The sequence below is a fragment of the Corynebacterium neomassiliense genome, assembly GCF_900626215.1.
In the GTDB taxonomy this organism is placed as follows: domain Bacteria; phylum Actinomycetota; class Actinomycetes; order Mycobacteriales; family Mycobacteriaceae; genus Corynebacterium; species Corynebacterium neomassiliense.
In genome coordinates this window covers 1,109,797-1,128,294 of the sequence record NZ_LR131106.1, presented here as the reverse complement: position 1 = coordinate 1,128,294, position 18,498 = coordinate 1,109,797, and the positions used below count along the sequence as shown (strand labels likewise).

Below are 18,498 nucleotides of genomic sequence, written 5' to 3'. Positions count from 1 at the left end.
TGCGCTGACAGCGAACAGGTGGGGCCGGGACAGGTGACCCGCACACGGGCCTGCACCCCACCCCGCACGCGACCCGGGTGCGGCACGGTCACGGTCGGTACGGACCGCCACGGGAGGCACCCGTGGACCACGGTAGGATGGTACGGGTGAAGTTCCGAAGTACTGCGAGCACTGCACCGGTCCCCGGCTCCCGGCGTCGAACCAGGACCATCGTCGTCGGTGCACTGCCGGTGGTGGTCCTGTTCGCACTGACAGGGATGACGAGGATCCCCGGGACCGATGTCGACCTCACCGTCCCGTTCGCAGCGGAGGGGGAGGGGCCCACCTTCAACACGCTGGGGGAGGTCGACGGTGTGCCGGTCGTCGACATCACCGGGGTGGACGGGGACGAGCTCGACCAGACCTCGGGCAACCTCAACATGACCACCGTCGCGGTTCGCACGAAGATGACCCTGCCGCAGATGATGGGCAGGTGGCTCGCCAGCGATGACACCGTCGTCCCCCTGGAGACCGTCATTCCGGCGAACTCCTCGGCCGATGAGGTTGCGCGCCAGAATGCGGCGGCGTTCGCCTCGTCTGAGTCGAATGCCACGGTCGCGGCGATGAACCATCTCGGTCGCCCGCTTGAGACCGTGATCTACGACGTCAGTGACGGTGCCCCCGCCGACGGAACGGTGAAGACCAATGACGTGGTCACTTCGGTGGACGGCGACAAGGTGACACTTCCCTCCGACATCTCCGACGCCATCGGGGGTAAGAGGCCCGGGGACGAGGTCACGCTGGGCATCCGCAGGGACGGTCGTGACGTCACCGAGCAGGTCACCCTCGGGGAGATGCCCGAGGAACTGCAGGGGGACGCCGACGTCGAGGCCGCCAGCGGCGGCAACGGCAGGGCCTACCTGGGGGTGACGATGGTCGCCCAGCCGGCCGACGGCATCCGCGTCAGCTACAACCTCCGGGACATCGGGGGGCCCTCGGCCGGCCTGATGTTCTCGCTGGCGGTGGTGGACAAGCTGTCACCCGGGGAATTGTCCGGCGGTGAGTTCGTGGCAGGGACGGGCACGATCGACGCGGACGGGACAGTGGGGCCGATCGGAGGAATCACCCACAAGATCGCCGCCGCAGAGCACGCCGGAGCCACAGTTTTCCTGGTGCCCCGGGGCAACTGTGACGAGGCCACGTCGAAGAGCTACGACGGTGACATCACCCTGCTCGCCGTCGACTCGCTCGACGGTGCGGTGAAGGCACTGGACGCCCGTAACGCAGGTCAGGACGCCGAGACCTGCAGCTGACCCGGTGCGCTGGGGTCGGTCACGGTTCGCTCAGAGCAGGTGACCGGGACCGCCGTCGGAGTCTCCGGCGTCCTCGAAAGAGGTGCGGAGCGCGGCGATGACGCCGGGGGCGAGGTTCTCGCCGCCGAGCAGCTGCACCCGGTCCTGGGCGAAGGGGTCGGACTCGAGCTCCTCCGGGGTGGGCCGCAGCTGGACCAGTGTGCGCTCCGGGCCTCCGTCGATGATTCCGGAGAACAACCGGGCAGGGAGGGGTGAGGGGTCCGCGCCGGGAGCGGCATTGCTGAACATGATCTCCTGGGCGAGCACCGCCCCGACTACAGGGGAGGGCCACCGCGCCGAGGCGATGTAGTCACCGAGTTCCTCGGATCCGGGGAGAAGGTGGTCGGGCAGTTCGTCCTGGACGACGAGGGTGAGGGGGTGGTGGTCGGTGTCGAGGTCCTGTCCGCCTGCGGCGAGAGTGTCCTGGACGAGATGGGCCGGGACCAGTGCAAACAGTGTCGGTGGACGGTCCCATCCCTCGGCGTGGACGAAATCGACGGCCTCTCTCAGGGCGGCGTTGAGCGGGCGAATGTCGCTGCGGTAGTCGATTCCTGAGTGACTGTTGTTCATCTGATGTCCCTGCCTCGTTCGCCGCTGTCCGGTCGGTAGGTATTCTAGGCAATGACCCCCGGACGTCCACCGTCGCCCGACCGTCGCCCTGCGTTCTGCAGCGACCGCCGGTCGGCGCCAGGAGAAGAGCGCACCCTTGTCATTACCGTCAGTCCCGTCCCTCCAAGACCTCCCCGCACCCGGCCGTAGAGCCAGGATCCTGGGGATCATCGCGGTCGTCCTCGCGGCGCTCGTGTTCCTCGTCCCCGTTTTCGTCTCGAACTACACGGAACTCCGGTGGTTCCAGTCGGTCGACATGCCCAAGGTGTTCTGGGGGGTGATCCTCACCCGGGTGGCACTGTTCGCGGTGTTCGCTGTCCTGTCCGGCCTCATCGTCTGGGGCGCGGCCTTCGCGGCCTACCGGAGCTCGGACCGTAGTCCGGAGTCCCTTGCCGGACTGGAGGCGTCCTCCCCCCTCGCCGAGCACCGGCCCGCCATCAGAAGGTCCCTGCGACCGTTCCTGGTGATCATCCCCGTCATCGTCGCGGTGGTCGCGGGCATGGTCGCACAGGGCAACTGGAGGACGGTGCGGCTGTTCTTCTCCGGCGGAGACTTCGGAGTCAAGGACCCCCAGTTCAACAAGGACCTGGGCTTCTACGCATTTTCCCTGCCCCTGTACCAGTACGTGCTGTCGACACTGACGGTGCTCGTCATCGTCGCCTTCCTGGTCAACCTTGTGGCCCACTACCTCCTGGGGACCATCACCACAGGAAACCCCCGCACCGGGGAGAAGGCGAAGATCGGGGCCCCCGCTCTCCGGCAGCTGGCCGTGATCGCGGGCATCTTCATGCTGGTGAAGGCGGCCGACTACTGGTTCGACCGTTACGGGCTGCTGAACAAGGACCACTCCACGTTCACGGGTGGTTCCTACACGGACATCAACGCTGTCCTGCCGGCGAAGATTCTTCTGCTCATCGTGTCGATCTTCGTCGCCGTGATGTTCTTCGGCACCCTGGTCCTGAGGGATCTCCGGCTCCCGGCACTCGCCGTGGTGCTGATGGTGGTCTCCTCCCTGGCCATCGGAGTCGGCTGGCCTGCGGTGATGGAGCAGTTCTCGGTGACACCCAACCGTGCCGAGAAGGAACGCGAGTACATCGCCCGCAACATCGAGTCCACCCGCTACTCCTACGGTATCGGTGACGACAACGTGACCTATGAGCAGAACTGGGGTGGAGAGACCACCGGCTCTGCCAGTGAGCGTCGTTCCATCGCCGATGACGCCGCGACACTGTCGAACATCAGGTTGCTTGACCCGGAGATCCTGTCGCCCACGTTCACCCAGCAGCAGCAGCTGCGCAACTTCTACGGATTCCCGACGGAGCTGGCGGTTGACCGCTACAACGTCGACGGTGAGATGAGGGACTTCGTTGTCGCCGCCCGTGAGATCGACCCGAACTCACTGTCCGGCAACCAGACGGACTGGATCAACAGGCACACCGTCTACACCCACGGGAACGGGTTCATCGCAGCTCCGGCGAACAAGGTTGACGAGGTTGCCCGTGACGTCGGGTCCGCCCGCGGCGGCTACCCCGTGTACACCGTTGCCGACCTCCAGCACATGGAGGGGGACCAGGGCGGGGAACTCGACCTGGACCTCGAGCAGCCGAGAATCTACTTCGGTCCGGTGATCTCGGGTTCGGTGAATCCGAGTGAGGACTACGCCGTCGTCGGCGACGACGGTTCCGGCAATGACGGTGAGTATGACACTGACACCAGCAACTACACGTACTCGGGTTCCGGCGGCGTGGACGTGTCAAATATCTTCAACCGGGCGATGTACGCCGCGAAGTTCCAGTCGATGAACCTGATGCTCTCCGACGTCATCGGCTCAGACTCCAAGATCCTCTATGACCGCGACCCCCGCGAGCGTGTCCACAAGGTCGCCCCGTGGCTGACCACGGACTCGAAGACCTACCCGGTGGTCATCGACGGCAGGATCAAGTGGATCGTCGACGGGTACACGACGCTGAAGGATCTGCCGTACGCCGAACGGACGCAGCTGGACTCCGCGACGGAGGACGCCGTGAACAATGATCCGGCGGCACAGCAGAACGCGGTGTCCAATTCCGTGAGTTACATCCGGAACTCGGTGAAGGCCGTGGTGGACGCCTACGACGGATCCGTCGACCTCTACGAGTTCGACGAGTCCGACCCGGTCCTCAAGGCGTGGGAAGGGGTCTTCCCCGGTGTAGTCAAGGACAAGAGCGAGATCAGCGACGAGCTCAACGCCCACCTGCGGTACCCGGAAGACATGTTCAAGGTCCAGAGGGAACTCATCGCCCGCTACCATGTCGACGATCCCGGGGTGTTCTTCACCAATGACGCCTTCTGGTCGGTGCCTTCGGACCCGACGGCGCCTGAGGGACGCCAGGAGCTCGCGCAGCCCCCGTACCATGTGGTGGCGACCGACCCTGAGACCAACCGCCCCAGTTTCCAGCTGATCACCCCGTTCCGCGGGCTGCGTCGTGAGTACCTGGCGGCGCAGATGTCGGTGAGTTCCGATCCTGCGACGTACGGCCGGATCCATGTCCGGGTACTGCCGACCAACACCCAGACGCAGGGACCGCGACAGGCGCAGGACACCATGATGTCCTCCGACGAGATCGCCCGGGAGAGGACTCTGCTGCAGGGTTCCAACACGCTCACCAACGGTAATCTCCTGACACTGCCGGTCGGTGACGGCCAGATCCTGTACGTCGAGCCTGTCTACTCCCAGCGTAAGGACCAGGCCTCGGCGTTCCCGAAGCTCCTGCGCGTGCTCGTGAGCTACAACGGCTCGGTCGGATATGCACCGACTGTGGCCGAGGCACTGCAGCAGGTGGGAATCGATCCGGACGCCGTGACCGAGGTCGCCGAGTCGGGTGGAAGCTCCTCGGGATCTGGTTCCGGGGACAGTTCGTCGACCGGGCAGGATTCCGGTTCCACCGGATCGGGTTCCGGTGCATCCGGTTCCACAGGCTCGGGGTCGACCGGCGGAGGTTCCCAGGCCGGTGGCACGGCCACTCCGACGGCGGACCAGATGAAGCGGATCAACGATGCCATGGCAGCTGTGCAGCAGACCAGGGAGAGCGGAACATTCGAGGAGTTCGGCAAGGCACTCGATGAGCTCGACGCTGCTATTGCGGCAGTGCAGTAGAAGCTGTTGAGGATGACCGGTGAATTCGTCGGGGTCCGTGGGTGATGGCCCGGGTCGTACCGGGCCACCAGGGGCCCGGACTCTCCCGTGTAGCCGGCGTTGTCCGAGATTCTTCCCGCTGACCTGGTGATTTCACATTGATCCCCGGGTTCGCTACACTATGGGAGTCGCTGAGAGAGCGGGACGGAGAGTTCCGGTCATCATCAGTTACCCGTCGCGGGGTGGAGCAGCTCGGTAGCTCGCTGGGCTCATAACCCAGAGGTCGTAGGTTCGAATCCTGCCCCCGCTACAAAGTAAGAAAGTGCAGGTCACCGGATAAAACCGGTGGCCTGCACTTCTGTATGCGGACCATTCTTCGTGGACCCTTTATCCGGCGGAGAACGGTGGAGATAACCGTCGCAATCTCCGGGCACCGCAAGCGGTGTTCGCATCGCGGCATTCCTCGGGTCGGTACCGCGTGTCTGCCAGCCGGAGACAGCGCCAGGCTACGGTCACCGGCGCCGACAACCGGTGACTGATGCAGTGCCGTGCGTGTCCCAGGAGAGGCCCCTGTCCCGTCACCGGATACTTGTCCGGACTTGCCGAAGTTCTGGTACCGGGGCGGGGCTCTAAGCGGACGGTGTCAGACGCCGGGGTAGGGAAGGCTACGCCGTCTCAGGAGCATTTCCTTAGGAGAAAGCCTGTTCCACGGCGTCAAAAAACGACGGCAGTGAGGATACGGGCGTTGACCCCTCAGCTCCGCGGCCCGGGTTTGCCTGAAGGTACTCTGTCCGGGCAGCCGCGGCGTCCGTCCGGGCCTCGTCGACGTCCAGACCCAGTCCTGCGGCGATGACCGGCCAGGACTCCCACATATCGTCCTGCCAGTACGCCCACTGGTGAGTTCCGGTCTCCCGGATGTTGTACACCAGGTTGTTCGAGGCTTCGGTGATTCCGTGGGCGTCTGTCGCCGACTTGAGCAGATGGGTGCACACATTGCTCCCCGCTTCAATGGCGAAGCCGTCCGTCAACGGTGTGATCATCTCGTACGCTCTTCCGTCAAGGACATCACCTGAGGTCACGTCGTGTTCACCCAGCAGCCCGGTGGCAGAGGACACGTAGATGTTGTGCTGGTCGGCCAGCCTGTCCGCGTTGGCCAGTGCATCGTTCTCCAGTGCGACAGTCCCGTCGGGATCTCCCCACATCTGGTTGAATGTGGCGTCACCTCGGTTCAGGACGATCTGCGTGGCCCGGGAGAACTCACCCGATGTGGCTGCGCACCCCGAATATGCCCCGACCGCGCTGTAGAACCCCGGATACTTCTCGGCGTACACCAGTGAGGTCGACCCGGACATCGACAGTCCGATGATTCCACGCCTGTCACTGGTCGTGCCCAGGTGTTTCTCCACCGGTCCGGGAAGCTCCTGGGTGAGGAAGGTCTCCCACTTCTGTGTCGTGCCGACGCCGTGTGCGTCTGTGTCCAGGCTGGATGTCGGTTCCTGCCAGTCGGTGTAGTACGAGTAGGCGCCTGCCATCGGTATGACCACGTTCACGTCCCCGATGCGGTCGCCGTAGAAGTCGACGGCACTGGTCCGCTTGAGCCAGTTGGCCTCTCCTTCACCGCCGTCGGCACCGTTGAGCAGGTACAACGTCGGAGCAGACTCCGGGTTGTTCCTGGCTTTGATCGTGACCACAGGGATCTCCCTGCCGCCCATCGCCCGGGAAGTGACCTTCAGCTCCTCCATGCGGGAGTACCGGTCACCTGCCTCCCACGACGAACCCTCCCTGAGGTCGCTGCCGGCCTCAGCGTGGTAGACGAGGTCGCGCCACTCGGCTTTCGCCTCGTCGACATATCCGTCCGCCTCGGCGTCGGCCCGGGTTGCGAAGGGGCCGTCGATCTGCGCGGAACCGCTGAACCGGGAGCCGGGAACAGCTGATTTTGCGCTGTTGACTGTCATGGCGGGCTGCGGCTCACCGGCCACTGCGGATCCGGATCCGGCGCCGGTGACGACGCCGACGGACAGTGGCAGGGCGGTGGCGATGACAGCTGAAGCCACACGGGAGCAGACGTGACGGAGCATTGTTTCCTCAGGAGATATCAGGTGGAGGGCCGTGAACTCCGGGGATTCTCACGACCGTGCTGGGTTCCTCAGGAGAATATCAGACACGGAGACTGCGACGGCGTCTGGTGAAGAGCTGTCACCTCGCGGAACTCCGGACAGGTACGTCACCGCACGGTCCCCGTCACCCACAGGTGGTGACGGGGACGGTGCGGGCTGGGTCAGTCGGTCAGGTGGAGCAGGGTGCCGTTGCCAGGTTCCTGGATTCTTACGGAGGCATTGTTACCACCGTTACATGTGACTGCGTTTCCGGCAGATCCGATTCCGCAGGACATGGTGTAAGTCTGTCCGTTGGTCGGGCTTGACGCTGTCACATCGGCGATTCCGGCGTACCCCGTGACATCTGCCGGCGAAACAGTGTCCGGGCCGAACCGGGTCGACAGGGCGGCGCGTGCCACAGCCATGGCGAAGCCGCAGGAGGTGGAGTCTCCTGCCGTGACTGTCGCTCCGTCCGCGTAGCCGCAGGTGTCACCGATCTGCGTGCCGGGGGCGGTCGGATTCAGCGCGACGGCTGATCCGGATGTACCGGTCACTGCGGTCGGCTGCCCGACCGGTGCGGTGGGGCTGTCCGACCAGGTGACGGGCCTCATCATCGCCGCGAGTTCAGCAGGAGCGTTGGCGACCGGGCCGAGTGACGGGTCGGTCATCGTGTACGACCACGACCGGTCGGAGGTACGGAGAGTTCCGTTATTCAGCGTCCACAGCTCTGTGGTGGTCTCCGGATTCATCGACATCCACGAGGTCATCAGCAGTCCGGTGCCGTCTGAGGTGGCGGCGAGCTCATAACGGCCACCCCCGGCAGATGCGGCACCGTCGTAGAACGATCCGGTGTCAAGCTTTCTCCCCTGCGTGTCGAACACTTCGACGAGCGCGACGTCATTGCGGACACCGGTTATGTCCGGGGTCCGGAGCAGCAGTTCCGGCTTCCCGTCACCGCTGACGTCCTCGAGAGCGTAACGGGTCCCTGCCGGCGCACCCTTCAGCACCTCGGAGTACGAGGAGGACAGCGGTTCCCCTCCTGAATCCTGCTCAGGAGCAGGTGTGTGTGCTCCCGTGGTGGGGTGCGGCCCGGGGTCCTCCCGGCCGGGGGAGGAGGTCGTGTCCGACACAACGGATTCGTGGTGGTCGGGAGCTGGGAAGCTGCATGCTGCGAGGCTGACAGTGGTGAGAACGGCCGCGGCGAGAGTGATTGTCTTCAGCATTTTCTTTCCTGGTGGTCGGCGTCAGAAAAACAGAGGTCACGGATGGAAGATGAGGACGACAGATAGATCGTCAGGACAGGTCATCCGCCGAGCCTGACACGCCAGGCGGGCTTCTCCTGTGTGAAGCTCGGGTCGGCCCTGTTCTCCTTGCTCACATGAGGTTCAGTACCTTTTACCGCGAACTCCTGTCCCGGTCCGATGTCACCGAACAATCGGGAGTCGAAACAGGTGGCGACGGGGATGAAGTAGGTGTCCCCTTCCCTGACCGGCCTGGCTTCCTTGATCATTGTTCCGGCCTGATAGAGCTCACCTGCCCGTCTGAGGTCGTCTGCACTGGTCACCGTCAGCCCCAGATAGCCTGGTACAGGGAGGTTCTCGTTGTCGAAAGACTCGATGGCAGGTCTGCCGTCTTCCGTTCTTACCGGCTGCGGTGTTCCGGCCATGATTGACGGTGCGGTGACTGTTCTCCCGACAACGATCATCTTCAGCAGTTCTTCCACACCCCACCGGTCTTTCACCGGTGAGTCCTCTGGAATGAGCCGGGTGTCTGTCCAGGCCTCGTCCGTATCTGAACTGAAGGTGGTGGCATCGAAGTTCTGTACCAGCGGGCCCACCGGTGTCCGGTAGGCGGGAGTGTCAGGACCGCGCCCGTTGGTTCTGTCGCGGTATTCCACGTATCTGGTGACGTCGTACACCATGGAAGAATCGAAGACGAACCTGCCGTTGAAGCATGTGACGGATGACGCCGTGAACTTTTCAGAGAGGTCGATCTCTGTCACGGTTTCGTCAATGCTGGTGTACACCTCGGGCGCGGGGGACCTTCGGTGGTCTTCGTGGGGTGAATCGGGAACAGCGGCTTCCCCTGCGATCATCTCACCGGGGGCGACGAAGGTCAGTTCAGCGTAGTTCTCCTGGCGTCTGCGCACCTCAGGGCTGCTCGAGTATTCCTCTTCGTCAGCGACTGCCGGTGTCTTCACGGTTGACGGGGAGTTGTTGGCGGGTATTTCGGGGCCGTCAGAGCATGAAGTCAGTGCCAGCGTACTGACGGTGGTGACGGCACATAGTGCGGTGATTCGTCGGATAGGCATGAAAACTCTCCCTGGAGTGATCCCGGAACGTCTTGGCGTGTTCATCTTTGCCTGCCCGGCATCTGACGGGAAGCCCACACGGAGAGTTAACTTGACACGTATGGTAGGTTGGTCTCGTAAATATGGGTCATCCGTACTGGAGAGACCACAGAGAAGTCCCTGTGACAGATGTCACAGGGATAACTGCCTTTTTGGGGGTGCTCTTTCAGCGGGGTTTGGCGGAGGGCAGGGCGGCAGTAGGTGCACCCGCTGTCCGGGGAGCGGCGGTCATGCCGTCGGCCGGAGAGCTCGCGGGGTTGTGCCGGCCGACCTGCAGGCCGGCGCAGGAGGATGCGGGTGGCGCTGCAGGTCAGGCAGTGCGGGGCAGACCCGGGGGATTCACATTGACCTCGCTGACCGCTTCATTCGCGAGTCCCCAACGGTCCAGGATTTTCCGGTAGGGGTTCCCGTTCGCGTCGGACTGTGCTGCCCGGAGGACGGTGGCCACCGGCTCGATCAGTCCGTTGCCTTTCTTCGTCGCGGCTCCGATGTCGGCCGATCTGGGCCAACCTCCCGGCACGATGCCTGCCAGGACCGTCTCGCCGGTGTTGCTGGAGGAGTACGCACCCTGGGCATTGGGGCCGAAGGTGGCGTCGATGCGTCCTGACGCCAATGCCAGCTGAGCAGCAGCGGTGTCGTCGTAGTACACCAGGTGAGCCTCTGGTCTGCCGTCGGACTTCAGTTCCTCGTTCCAGCGGAGCAGTACCTCCTCCTGGTTGGTCCCTGAACCGACCGCTATGGTCAGGCCACTGATTCCTCCGGAGTCGGTGATCTGCCGGCCGTCGTCGAGCTCCGAGCCGGATTTCACGTAGAAGCCGAGGAGATCCTGCCGGTAGGTCGCGATGTCGAAGATGTCGAGTCGCTCCTCGGTGACGGTCACGTTGGAGGTGACCAGGTCGTACTTTCCCGAGGAAACCCCCAGAGGCCAGTCTGCCCAGCTGACCGGCACGAGATTGAGTTCCAGTCCGAGCCCGTCGGCGATGAGTTGGGCGAAGTCGACTTCACTGCCCAGGGGAGTGGTGTTGTCGTCCTCGGCGAGGATGCCCAGCGGGGCGGCGCCGAGGTTGGAGGCGACAGTGAGTTTGCCGGGGTTGACCGGGGTGAATCCGCTGGCGCGGAGCTGTTCGACGGCGTCGGGAACCGCATCCGTCCTGGGTCGCTCGGCGGCGTTACGGGAGCTGATGTCGAAGCCTGATGACCCGGCTGCCCCTGTGGAGCCGGAGGCGAGGGTCGGTTCGGCAGCGGTGGAGTCAACCCCACCGGAGTTGACGGCGACGGTGACTGCGCCGGCGACCAGGGCCGCGACGATGACGCCACCGCCTGCGAGTACTGCCCTCTGCCTTCCGCTGAACCTGCTCCTGCGCGTCCGGGGAGCCGGGTTCCCGCGCGGTGACTCCCGCCGGGAGTTCTGTGGGGACGCCGGGGACGCGGGAGGCGTGGCAGAAGAGCCCGTGGCTCCGGTGCTCGGGTCGGACGGATCAGGGGAGTTGTGTGGAGTGGTCATGGTGTCTCTTTTCACAGGATGCTGTCGATGAAGCGTCGGGTCCGCTGGTGGGTCGGGTGGGTGAGAACCTGCTCCGGGGGGCCGTCCTCGATGATCTCCCCGTCGCTGAGGAAGACGATCCGGTCGGACACCTCCCTGGCGAAGCCGATCTCATGGGTGACGATGATCAGTGTCGTGCCCGAGTCGGCGAGGCCACGGATCACGGCCAGTACGTCGCCGACGAGTTCCGGGTCGAGGGCACTGGTGGGCTCGTCGAACAACAGGACGTCGGGGTCAAGTGCGAGGGCGCGGGCGATGGCGACCCTCTGTTGCTGACCGCCTGAGAGCTGGCGGGGGTAGTGGTGTGCCTTGTCCGCCAGACCGACATCGGCGAGGAGCTGGGCCGCCCGGGCCAATGCGGCGTCCTTCGGGAGACGGTGGAGTGCCACGGGAGCCTCTGCGATGTTTTCTGCCGCAGTGAGGTGGGGAAAGAGGTTGAAGTTCTGGAAGACGATGCCTACACGTGTCCTCCGTCGAAGGACTTCGCGGGCGGGCAGCTCGTGGAGCCGGTCGCCGTGGCGCCGGTAGCCGATGTACTCTCCGTCGATCGTGACGGAGCCGGAGTCCACCGTCTCCAGGTGGTTGATGGTGCGCAGCAGGGTCGACTTCCCGGACCCGGAGGGCCCGATGAGCGTGACGACCTCGCCTGGTTCGACGGTGAGGGAGACGTCGGTGAGCACCCGGTGTCCCGCGAAGCTCCGGGAGACCTTGTCGATCACTATCCTCCCGGATTGAACCGGAGTTGTGGTGGTCATGGTCTCACCGTGCTTTCGGTGTGCTCGGTGTGCTCGGTGTTGCCGGTGCCCGCGTCCCGGTCGCTCCTGCCGTCCCTGTCGTCGAGCGAACGCCACCATGCGGTGACGGCCCTGCGGGTCCGTTGCCAGGGAGTAGGGGGAAGTGTTCTCTGCGTTCCGCGGGAGTAGCGGCGCTCGACGTAGAACTGGATGACGGACAGCACCGTGGTGAACACCGCGTACCAGGCCACGGCGACCATGAGCAGCGGTATCGGGGTTGAACTGCGGTTGTAGATGACCTGGACGGTGTAGAACAGCTCCGGCAGTGCCACGATGAAGACGACAGAAGTGCCCTTGATCTGTCCGATGATCTCGTTGAACGCATTGGGGACGATCGCCCGTGCGGCCTGCGGCAGGATGATGCGGAAGAAGCGGCGTCCTGCCGGGATGCCCAGTGCGGCCGCAGCCTCCCACTGGCCCTGGTCGACAGAGAGGATTCCGCCCCGGATGATCTCGCAGGAGTAGGCGGCCTGGTGGAGGGTGAGTCCCAGGGCGGCGGCGAACCAGGCGGAGATCAGCGAGGTGGTCTGGAACTCGACGAGCCAGTGGTCGCCGGTGAACGGTGTTCCGAGTCCGAGGGTGGGGTAGAGGTAGCCGAGGTTGTACCAGATGAGGATCTGCACGAGGATCGGTACCGACCGGAAGAACCAGATGTAGCCCGCGGCCGCGGCATTGAGCACCGCCGAATCCGAGAGCCGGAAGACCGCGAGGACGCCACCGAGTACGAATCCGCCGAGGATGGACACCGCAGTGAGTTCGAGCGTGAGGCGCAGTCCGGCGAGGATGGCGGGGTCGAAGATGTAGCGGGCGAAGACGTCCCACCGGTAGTTGGGGGTCGTCACGAGCGACCAGATGAACTGCGCCAGGAGGAACAGGACAAGGACTGAGACACCCCACCGCCACCAGTGCCGTTGCCGGACGACGGTGAGCGCCTGTGCGTGGTCAGCGGGGGCGGGTGGTGTGCCCGGTCTTGACTCCGTGCCGACTTCTGGGCCGACTTCTGGGCTGGCTTCTGGATTAGGTCCTGGGTTCCCGGGTGGGGCGGTTCCGGTGAGTGTCATGGGCGCTCACACTAAGGACAGGCCGTGCACAGGGGCAAGGAATCCACAGGTTATGAATCGTTCGGAGTGAAACTACGGAGTGGAACCGGGGACATGCCGGACCCCTCCGGGGTTAGGCTGTGCGCCATGACTGACACGATCATTGTCGCCGGGACAGATTCCCCCGAGGCCGCCCCGCTGGTCGCAGAGCTGGATCTCGAGTACGCCTCCCGGTACGAGGACTACGAGGGCTTCGCCCGCGACGAGGACGCCCCCGAAGAACTGGACCTGTTCCCTCCCCTGGTGTTCGAGCAACCCCTCGGTACCCTCCTGCTGGTCCGACGCGACGGTCAGACTGTCGCCGGTGGTGCCTTCATGTACCTCGACGAGGAGACTGCCGAGGTCAAGAGAGTGTGGACATCGTCGTCCCACCGGAGGGAAGGACTGTCGCGCCGGGTGATGGCCGCGTTGGAGGCGGCTGCGGCAGACCGGGGCTACCGGCGCATCTACCTCACCACCGGGCCACGGCAGCCGGAGGCGGTGGGCCTGTACCGGTCTCTGGGGTACACCCCGTTGTTCGACCTCGACGCGAACTGGGAGGACATCGCCCACCTGGCGTTCGAGAAGGAGCTGCAGGGCCGATCCCCGGGCCCCGGAGTGTCTGAGAGGGTGGGCCCGGAACTGGCGGACCGCGCCGCCCGCCAACGTGCCGCGGTAGCGGCGACCTACCGATGGCGTGAACGACCGGCCGTGCGGTTGGGTGGGGTGGACAGGCCGGAGCACCGTTCCCGGGGTACCGCGGTGCCGGCGGAGTGAGGCGTCCTCCGGGGACTGTGTGACCTTCCCGCGGGGAGCCGGGGTGCCCCGGGCACAGGGTGGTACCGACAGTCCCAGGACAGGCGGGCGTCCGCCGACACACACTGGACCTGTACCTGCCGGCATCGTGACCGGTCGGAACTGACACTGCGGGAAGAACGCCGTAAGAAGAACGCCGCAGTACGACGACCACAGGAAGAAGGACGCCATGGACGCTGCAGCCCAGACCTACCTCATCACCGGAGCGGGGAGCGGATTCGGTGCCGAGATCGCTCTCCGTCTCGCGGCAGAAGGGCATGACGTGATCGCGGGAGTTGAGATTGCCCCGCAGGTCACGGCCCTGAGAGCGGAGGCCCGGCGCCGGGGTGTGACACTGCGGGCGGAGAAACTCGACGTGACCGACAGTGCGGACCGCGAGAAGGCGCTCGGGTGGGATGTCGACGTCCTGTTCAACAACGCGGGCATCGCCGAGGGTGGCTCCACCGTCGACATCCCCGCCCATGTCCTCCGCCGTCAGTTCGAGGTGAACGTCTTCGGCCCGGTGCTGCTCACCCAGGGCATCGCCCGGCAGATGGTCGAGAAAGGAGCAGGCAGGATCGTGTTCATGTCCTCGGTCGCGGGACTGACGGTGGACCCGTTCACCGGCGCGTACGCCGGGTCGAAGCACGCCGTCGAGGCTTTCGCCGACGCACTCGACCAGGAGCTCGCCGAGTTCGGCGTCACAGTTGCGACGGTGAACCCGGGCCCGTACCTCACCGGATTCAACGACATGATGTTCGAGGGCTGGAAGTCCTGGGGGAGCGGCACGGCCCCAGAAAAGGCCCCGGAAAAGGCCCCGTCACTGTACGACTACACCAGACTCGCCTTCCCCCACGAACAGTACGATCCCGCCGAGGTGGTCGACGTCAGTGTCGAGGTCCTGACCGGCAGAGACACGATGTACCGGCACGTGCTTCCTGCGGACACGGTCGACAGTGTCCGCGACCAGGTCGATGCACAGTGGTCGCGGACCCTGAATGACGGGACCCGTCCGGAGCTGGTGGACACCGCCTTCGACATCGAGCCGTACACCCCGGTGCAGAACCACGGCTGACCGGGTACACAGGAAGGTGGACCGCCGGAAACCGGACCTCCGGGATCCGGGCCAGCAGAATCCGGGCTGCCGGGATCCGGGCCACCAGAATCGGGGCCACCGAACCGAACGTCACAGCAGAGGAGCTGAACATGACCGGAGTACTCATCATCTCCACCAACTACGGCACCGAAACCGACGAGATCCGACGTCCGATCGAAGCATTCAGGGAAGCGGACGTGCCTGTCACGGTAGCTTCCGTCGACGGCGGTGAGATCCGTACCGTGGTCGGCGACAGGGCTGAGGGGCCCGTGGTCGACAGTGACACCACCCTGGCCGAGGTCGCGGCGTCCGACTACGACCTGGTGGTCATTCCCGGCGGTACCGTCAACGCAGACACCCTGCGCACCGACCCGGACGCCCAGAGGATCGTCCGGGGGGCGGCGTCCGCGGGAATCCCCGTGGCAGCCATCTGCCACGGACCGTGGCTCCTGGTCAGCACAGACCTTGTCGTCGGTAAGACCCTGACCTCCTATCCCAGCCTCGCCGTCGACGTGACCAACGCGGGAGGAACCTGGGTCGACGAAGAGGTGTCGGTGGACCCCACCAACGGGTTCACCCTCGTGACCTCCCGTACCCCGGACGATCTGCCGGCGTTCATTCGGGCGGCCTCCGAGGCCAGGGACGCACGGGTGAAGGATGAATGACCGTCCCTGACACGGGGAACTACCGGAAGGACGCCGTCTCCGGTTTCCTCCGCGACCGCAGGGCTCGGCGTGACCCCGATCCTGCTTCGCCGGTCTTCGATCCGGTGAGTGACCGCAGGGTCGCCGGTATGCGTCGGGAGGAGGTCGCGTGGGCCGCCGGGATCAGCATGGACTACTACGTCAAACTGGAGCAGGGCAGGATGCTGAACCCGTCACCGGCGGTCCTGGAGAACATCATGGACGCCCTCCGGCTCAGTGACCTGGACCGACGCTACCTCGGACTGTTGTTCGGTGATGCTGTTGCGCCGGTCACCCGCACCACTGCGCAGGAGAGCGGGCGGGCAAGATCAACCCTCGACGAGGTTGCGGCACAGTTTCCGGACGCGACCATGCGGCATCTGCTCGACCGTGACCTCGGACTCGTGCTCGCCGACGCGCGCACCCGAGAGATCATGTTTCCCGGCTCGGGGGAGGCTCCGTCGCAGGTGTCACTGGTCGACTACATGTTCTCCCCGGCCTACCGGGGCTTCAGCCGCAGGGTGTACGTCGACTGGAGGGACAAGGCGGCGGAGGTGACCGGGCTGGTCCACATGAAGATGGCCACGGGTGTTGCGACGGAGAATCTGGTGTCCACTGTCGCGAGGCTGCTCGGGGACCCTGCATTCCGTCGGCTGTGGACCTGTTACGAACCGTACGAGAACACGTCGGGCAGCTGGCGGGTGAGCATCGACGGCAGGGTGCGGACGTGCCGCTACATCACTGTCACCGCCCCGGATGACCCGGAGCAGTCACTGGTGATCTATCGGTGACCTGCCGGCTCTCCCACCGTCCGTCCGGTGTGCGTCCACGCCGGGGGTGGGGGTTCAGGCGGGCACCGGGGACGTCGCGTCACCGGATTTCGTGGCGTCCTTCCTGGCCGTGACCTGTTTGACGACGAGCACCGTCACCGCGGAGACGAGAGTGCCCGCGATCACGGCGATGACGAAGCCCCAGGCGTTGTCCATCAGCGGTGCGACCCAGAATCCGCCGTGCGGGGCACGGCTCATTGCCCCGAACTGCATGCTGAGCGCACCGGTGACGGCTCCACCGACCATCATCGACGGGATGATGCGCAACGGGTCCGCCGCGGCGAAGGGGATTGCCCCCTCCGAGATGAAGGACGCCCCGAGCAGCCAGGAAGCTTTGCCGTTCTCGCGTTCCTCACGGGTCCACATGTGGGGCCGGACTGCAGTGGCCAGGGCCAGGGCGAGCGGAGGAACCATGCCGGCGGCGATGACGGCGGCCATGATCTTCAGTGCGGCGTCATCGCCGGTGGACAGTCCCGCCGTGGCGAAGAGGTATGCGGCCTTGTTCACCGGGCCCCCGAGGTCGAAGCACATCATCAGTCCGAGGACGATCCCGAGCAGCCACGGGGTGCCGTCGGACATGGAGGTCAGCCAGTTCTGGAGACCCTCCATCACCGCGGCGAGCGGCCGGCCGAGGACGAGGAACATCGACGCCGCAGTGATCAGTGTGGCGACCAGCGGGATGATCACCACGGGCATCATCGAGGCGAGCCAACGCGGTGCCTTGTACGACTGGATCCACAGTGCCGCCAGCCCGGCGATGACGCCGGTGATCAGGCCTCCGATGAAGCCGGCCCCGACGGTCACCGAGATTGCTCCGCCGACGAACCCGGGGACGATTCCGGGGCGGCCCGCCAGGGCGTACGCGGTGTAGCCGGACAGTGCGGGGACGAGGAATCCCATGGCGGTGGTTCCCCCGCCGAAGAGTACCGCCCCGAGGTACAGGAGCATTCCGGAGCGGTCGGACGTGAAGGCCTCGGTGCTGCCGTCCATCTCGTAGCTGAGGTGGCCGGGCAGGTTCCACAGGGAGTAGTCCTTGACGGCCGTCTCCCAGACATTGGAGACGTTGTAACCGCCCAGGAGGAACCCGAGAGCCATGAGCAGGCCGCCGGCGGCGACGAACGGGACCATGTAGGACACCCCGGTCATCACGGCCTGCTGGATACGGGTGCCCCAGCCGACCGGGCTCTGCTCCGTGTCATCGCCGGCCTCTTCGTCCCCGGACGCGGTGACCCGACTCGGGTTCTCGGCCGTGGAGGCGGCGACGGCCCTGTCGAGCAGCTCATCGGGGTCGGAGATCCCTTTCTTGACGGGCACGTCGACGACGGGTTTCCCGGCGAACCGGGCGATGTCGCGGACAGCGACCCCGTGGGCGAAGATGACCGCGTCGGCCTCGGCGATCTGTCGGGCGGTGAGTTTCTCGTTGCCGGAGGAGCCCTGGGTCTCGATGACGAGGTCGACGTCGTCCCGTTTGGCGGCGGCGTTGGTGAGTGCGTCGGCCGCCATGTAGGTGTGGGCGATCCCGGTCGGACAGGAGGTCACCCCGACGATCTTCGTGACCTTCTTCGTCGGGGCCTCTCCGGCGTCTGCGTCGTCCCCGGTTCTCCCGGTGCTGCCTGCGGCGGTGCCGGTGGAGGACGCCGCGGCCGACGGCCCGGCCTTCTTCTTCCTCGCGTTGAGCTTCTCGGTGACCAGCGCGACGATCTCCTCCTCGGAGGAGGCCGAGCGCAGTGCCTCGACGTAGTCCTTCTTCACCAGGGACCGGGCCAGGGTGGACAGGATCTTCAGGTGCTCTCTGCCTGCCCCGGCCGGTGCCAGGATCATGAACACCAGGTCGGCGGGCCCGTCATCCGCCCCGAAGTCGGTGGGGTTGGACAGTCGGGCGACTCCGAGTGACGGGGCGTCCACCGCGGTGGTGCGGCAGTGGGGGATTGCGATGCCGCCGGGAAGGCCCGTGGCGGCCTGTGCCTCGCGGGCGTGGATGTCGCCGAGCAGGACGGTGGCGTCCGATGCACGGCCGGCGGAGACCTGCAGGTCTGCCAGCGTGGTGAGGACGACGTCCTTGTCCGCCGGCAGTCCGGCGTCCAGGGAGACGAGTTCGGGGATGAGGAGGGGACGCCCGGCGTCCGGTCCACCGGTGTCGGGGGTGTTCGTCGGTGTGGTCATGATGTGCTCCTGGT

14 protein-coding genes and 1 tRNA gene are annotated in these 18,498 nt (G+C 65.5%); 7 read left to right on the top strand and 8 right to left on the bottom strand.

All coding sequences use genetic code 11. The features are described 5' to 3' along the window. Nucleotides 1–137 precede the first annotated feature (137 nt). Nucleotides 138–1,292, top strand: a complete 1,155-nt coding sequence (locus tag E0E18_RS04960; protein ID WP_130841219.1) for a YlbL family protein — start codon at nt 138–140, stop codon at nt 1,290–1,292. Between the two features lie 30 nt (nt 1,293–1,322). Here the strand turns inward: E0E18_RS04960 and E0E18_RS04955 are convergent, their stop codons facing one another. After that, nucleotides 1,323–1,901, bottom strand: a complete 579-nt coding sequence (locus E0E18_RS04955) for a PPA1309 family protein (protein WP_066583612.1) — start codon at nt 1,899–1,901, stop codon at nt 1,323–1,325. 136 nt (nt 1,902–2,037) lie between these two features. On the opposite strand from E0E18_RS04955, the gene E0E18_RS04950 reads away from it, so the two are divergent. Together E0E18_RS04950 and E0E18_RS04945 are read left to right on the top strand one after the other, a co-directional pair. Then, the gene (locus E0E18_RS04950; protein ID WP_130839547.1) at nt 2,038–5,076 is read left to right on the top strand and encodes a UPF0182 family protein; all 3,039 of its coding nucleotides are present in this window, start codon (nt 2,038–2,040) and stop codon (nt 5,074–5,076) included. Between the two features lie 215 nt (nt 5,077–5,291). Continuing rightward, nucleotides 5,292–5,365 (top strand) — tRNA-Met (locus E0E18_RS04945). Nucleotides 5,366–5,744: 379 nt separating this feature from the next. Here E0E18_RS04945 and E0E18_RS04940 read toward each other — a convergent pair. The 6 genes from E0E18_RS04940 to E0E18_RS04915 form a co-directional block, all read right to left on the bottom strand. After that, nucleotides 5,745–7,133, bottom strand: coding sequence for an alpha/beta hydrolase (locus E0E18_RS04940; protein WP_130839545.1), 1,389 nt, complete (start codon nt 7,131–7,133; stop codon nt 5,745–5,747). A 200-nt stretch (nt 7,134–7,333) separates the two neighbouring features. After that, nucleotides 7,334–8,374 (bottom strand): hypothetical protein, encoded by a 1,041-nt coding sequence (locus tag E0E18_RS04935; RefSeq protein ID WP_130839542.1) that lies wholly within the window; start codon nt 8,372–8,374, stop codon nt 7,334–7,336. An 80-nt stretch (nt 8,375–8,454) separates the two neighbouring features. Beyond that, complete coding sequence (locus tag E0E18_RS04930) at nt 8,455–9,462, bottom strand: hypothetical protein (RefSeq protein ID WP_130839540.1); 1,008 nt, start codon at nt 9,460–9,462, stop codon at nt 8,455–8,457. Between the two features lie 349 nt (nt 9,463–9,811). Next, entirely contained in the window at nt 9,812–11,005 is a 1,194-nt protein-coding gene (locus E0E18_RS04925; RefSeq protein WP_130839538.1) for an ABC transporter substrate-binding protein, read from the bottom strand. A gap of 11 nt (nt 11,006–11,016) precedes the next feature. Next, nucleotides 11,017–11,799 (bottom strand): amino acid ABC transporter ATP-binding protein, encoded by a 783-nt coding sequence (locus E0E18_RS04920; RefSeq protein ID WP_130839536.1) that lies wholly within the window; start codon nt 11,797–11,799, stop codon nt 11,017–11,019. Continuing rightward, complete coding sequence (locus E0E18_RS04915; protein ID WP_066583592.1) at nt 11,796–12,680, bottom strand: amino acid ABC transporter permease; 885 nt, start codon at nt 12,678–12,680, stop codon at nt 11,796–11,798. The genes E0E18_RS04920 and E0E18_RS04915 overlap by 4 nt, the downstream gene beginning before the upstream one ends. Nucleotides 12,681–13,025: 345 nt before the next feature. Here E0E18_RS04915 and E0E18_RS04910 point away from each other — a divergent pair, with 345 nt between their 5' ends. The 4 genes from E0E18_RS04910 (at nt 13,026) to E0E18_RS04895 (ending at nt 16,282) form a co-directional block, all read left to right on the top strand. Beyond that, complete coding sequence (locus tag E0E18_RS04910) at nt 13,026–13,694, top strand: GNAT family N-acetyltransferase (RefSeq protein ID WP_066583589.1); 669 nt, start codon at nt 13,026–13,028, stop codon at nt 13,692–13,694. A 208-nt stretch (nt 13,695–13,902) separates the two neighbouring features. Then, nucleotides 13,903–14,787, top strand: a complete 885-nt coding sequence (locus E0E18_RS04905; RefSeq protein ID WP_130839532.1) for an SDR family oxidoreductase — start codon at nt 13,903–13,905, stop codon at nt 14,785–14,787. Nucleotides 14,788–14,918: 131 nt separating this feature from the next. Further along, complete coding sequence (locus E0E18_RS04900; RefSeq protein WP_130839530.1) at nt 14,919–15,473, top strand: type 1 glutamine amidotransferase domain-containing protein; 555 nt, start codon at nt 14,919–14,921, stop codon at nt 15,471–15,473. Then, nucleotides 15,470–16,282, top strand: a complete 813-nt coding sequence (locus E0E18_RS04895) for a helix-turn-helix domain-containing protein (protein WP_130839527.1) — start codon at nt 15,470–15,472, stop codon at nt 16,280–16,282. The genes E0E18_RS04900 and E0E18_RS04895 overlap by 4 nt, the downstream gene beginning before the upstream one ends. 54 nt (nt 16,283–16,336) lie before the next feature. On the opposite strand, the gene E0E18_RS04890 is transcribed toward E0E18_RS04895, so the two are convergent. Next, the gene (locus E0E18_RS04890) at nt 16,337–18,484 is read right to left on the bottom strand and encodes a PTS fructose transporter subunit IIABC (RefSeq protein ID WP_130839525.1); all 2,148 of its coding nucleotides are present in this window, start codon (nt 18,482–18,484) and stop codon (nt 16,337–16,339) included. Nucleotides 18,485–18,498: the final 14 nt, after the last annotated feature.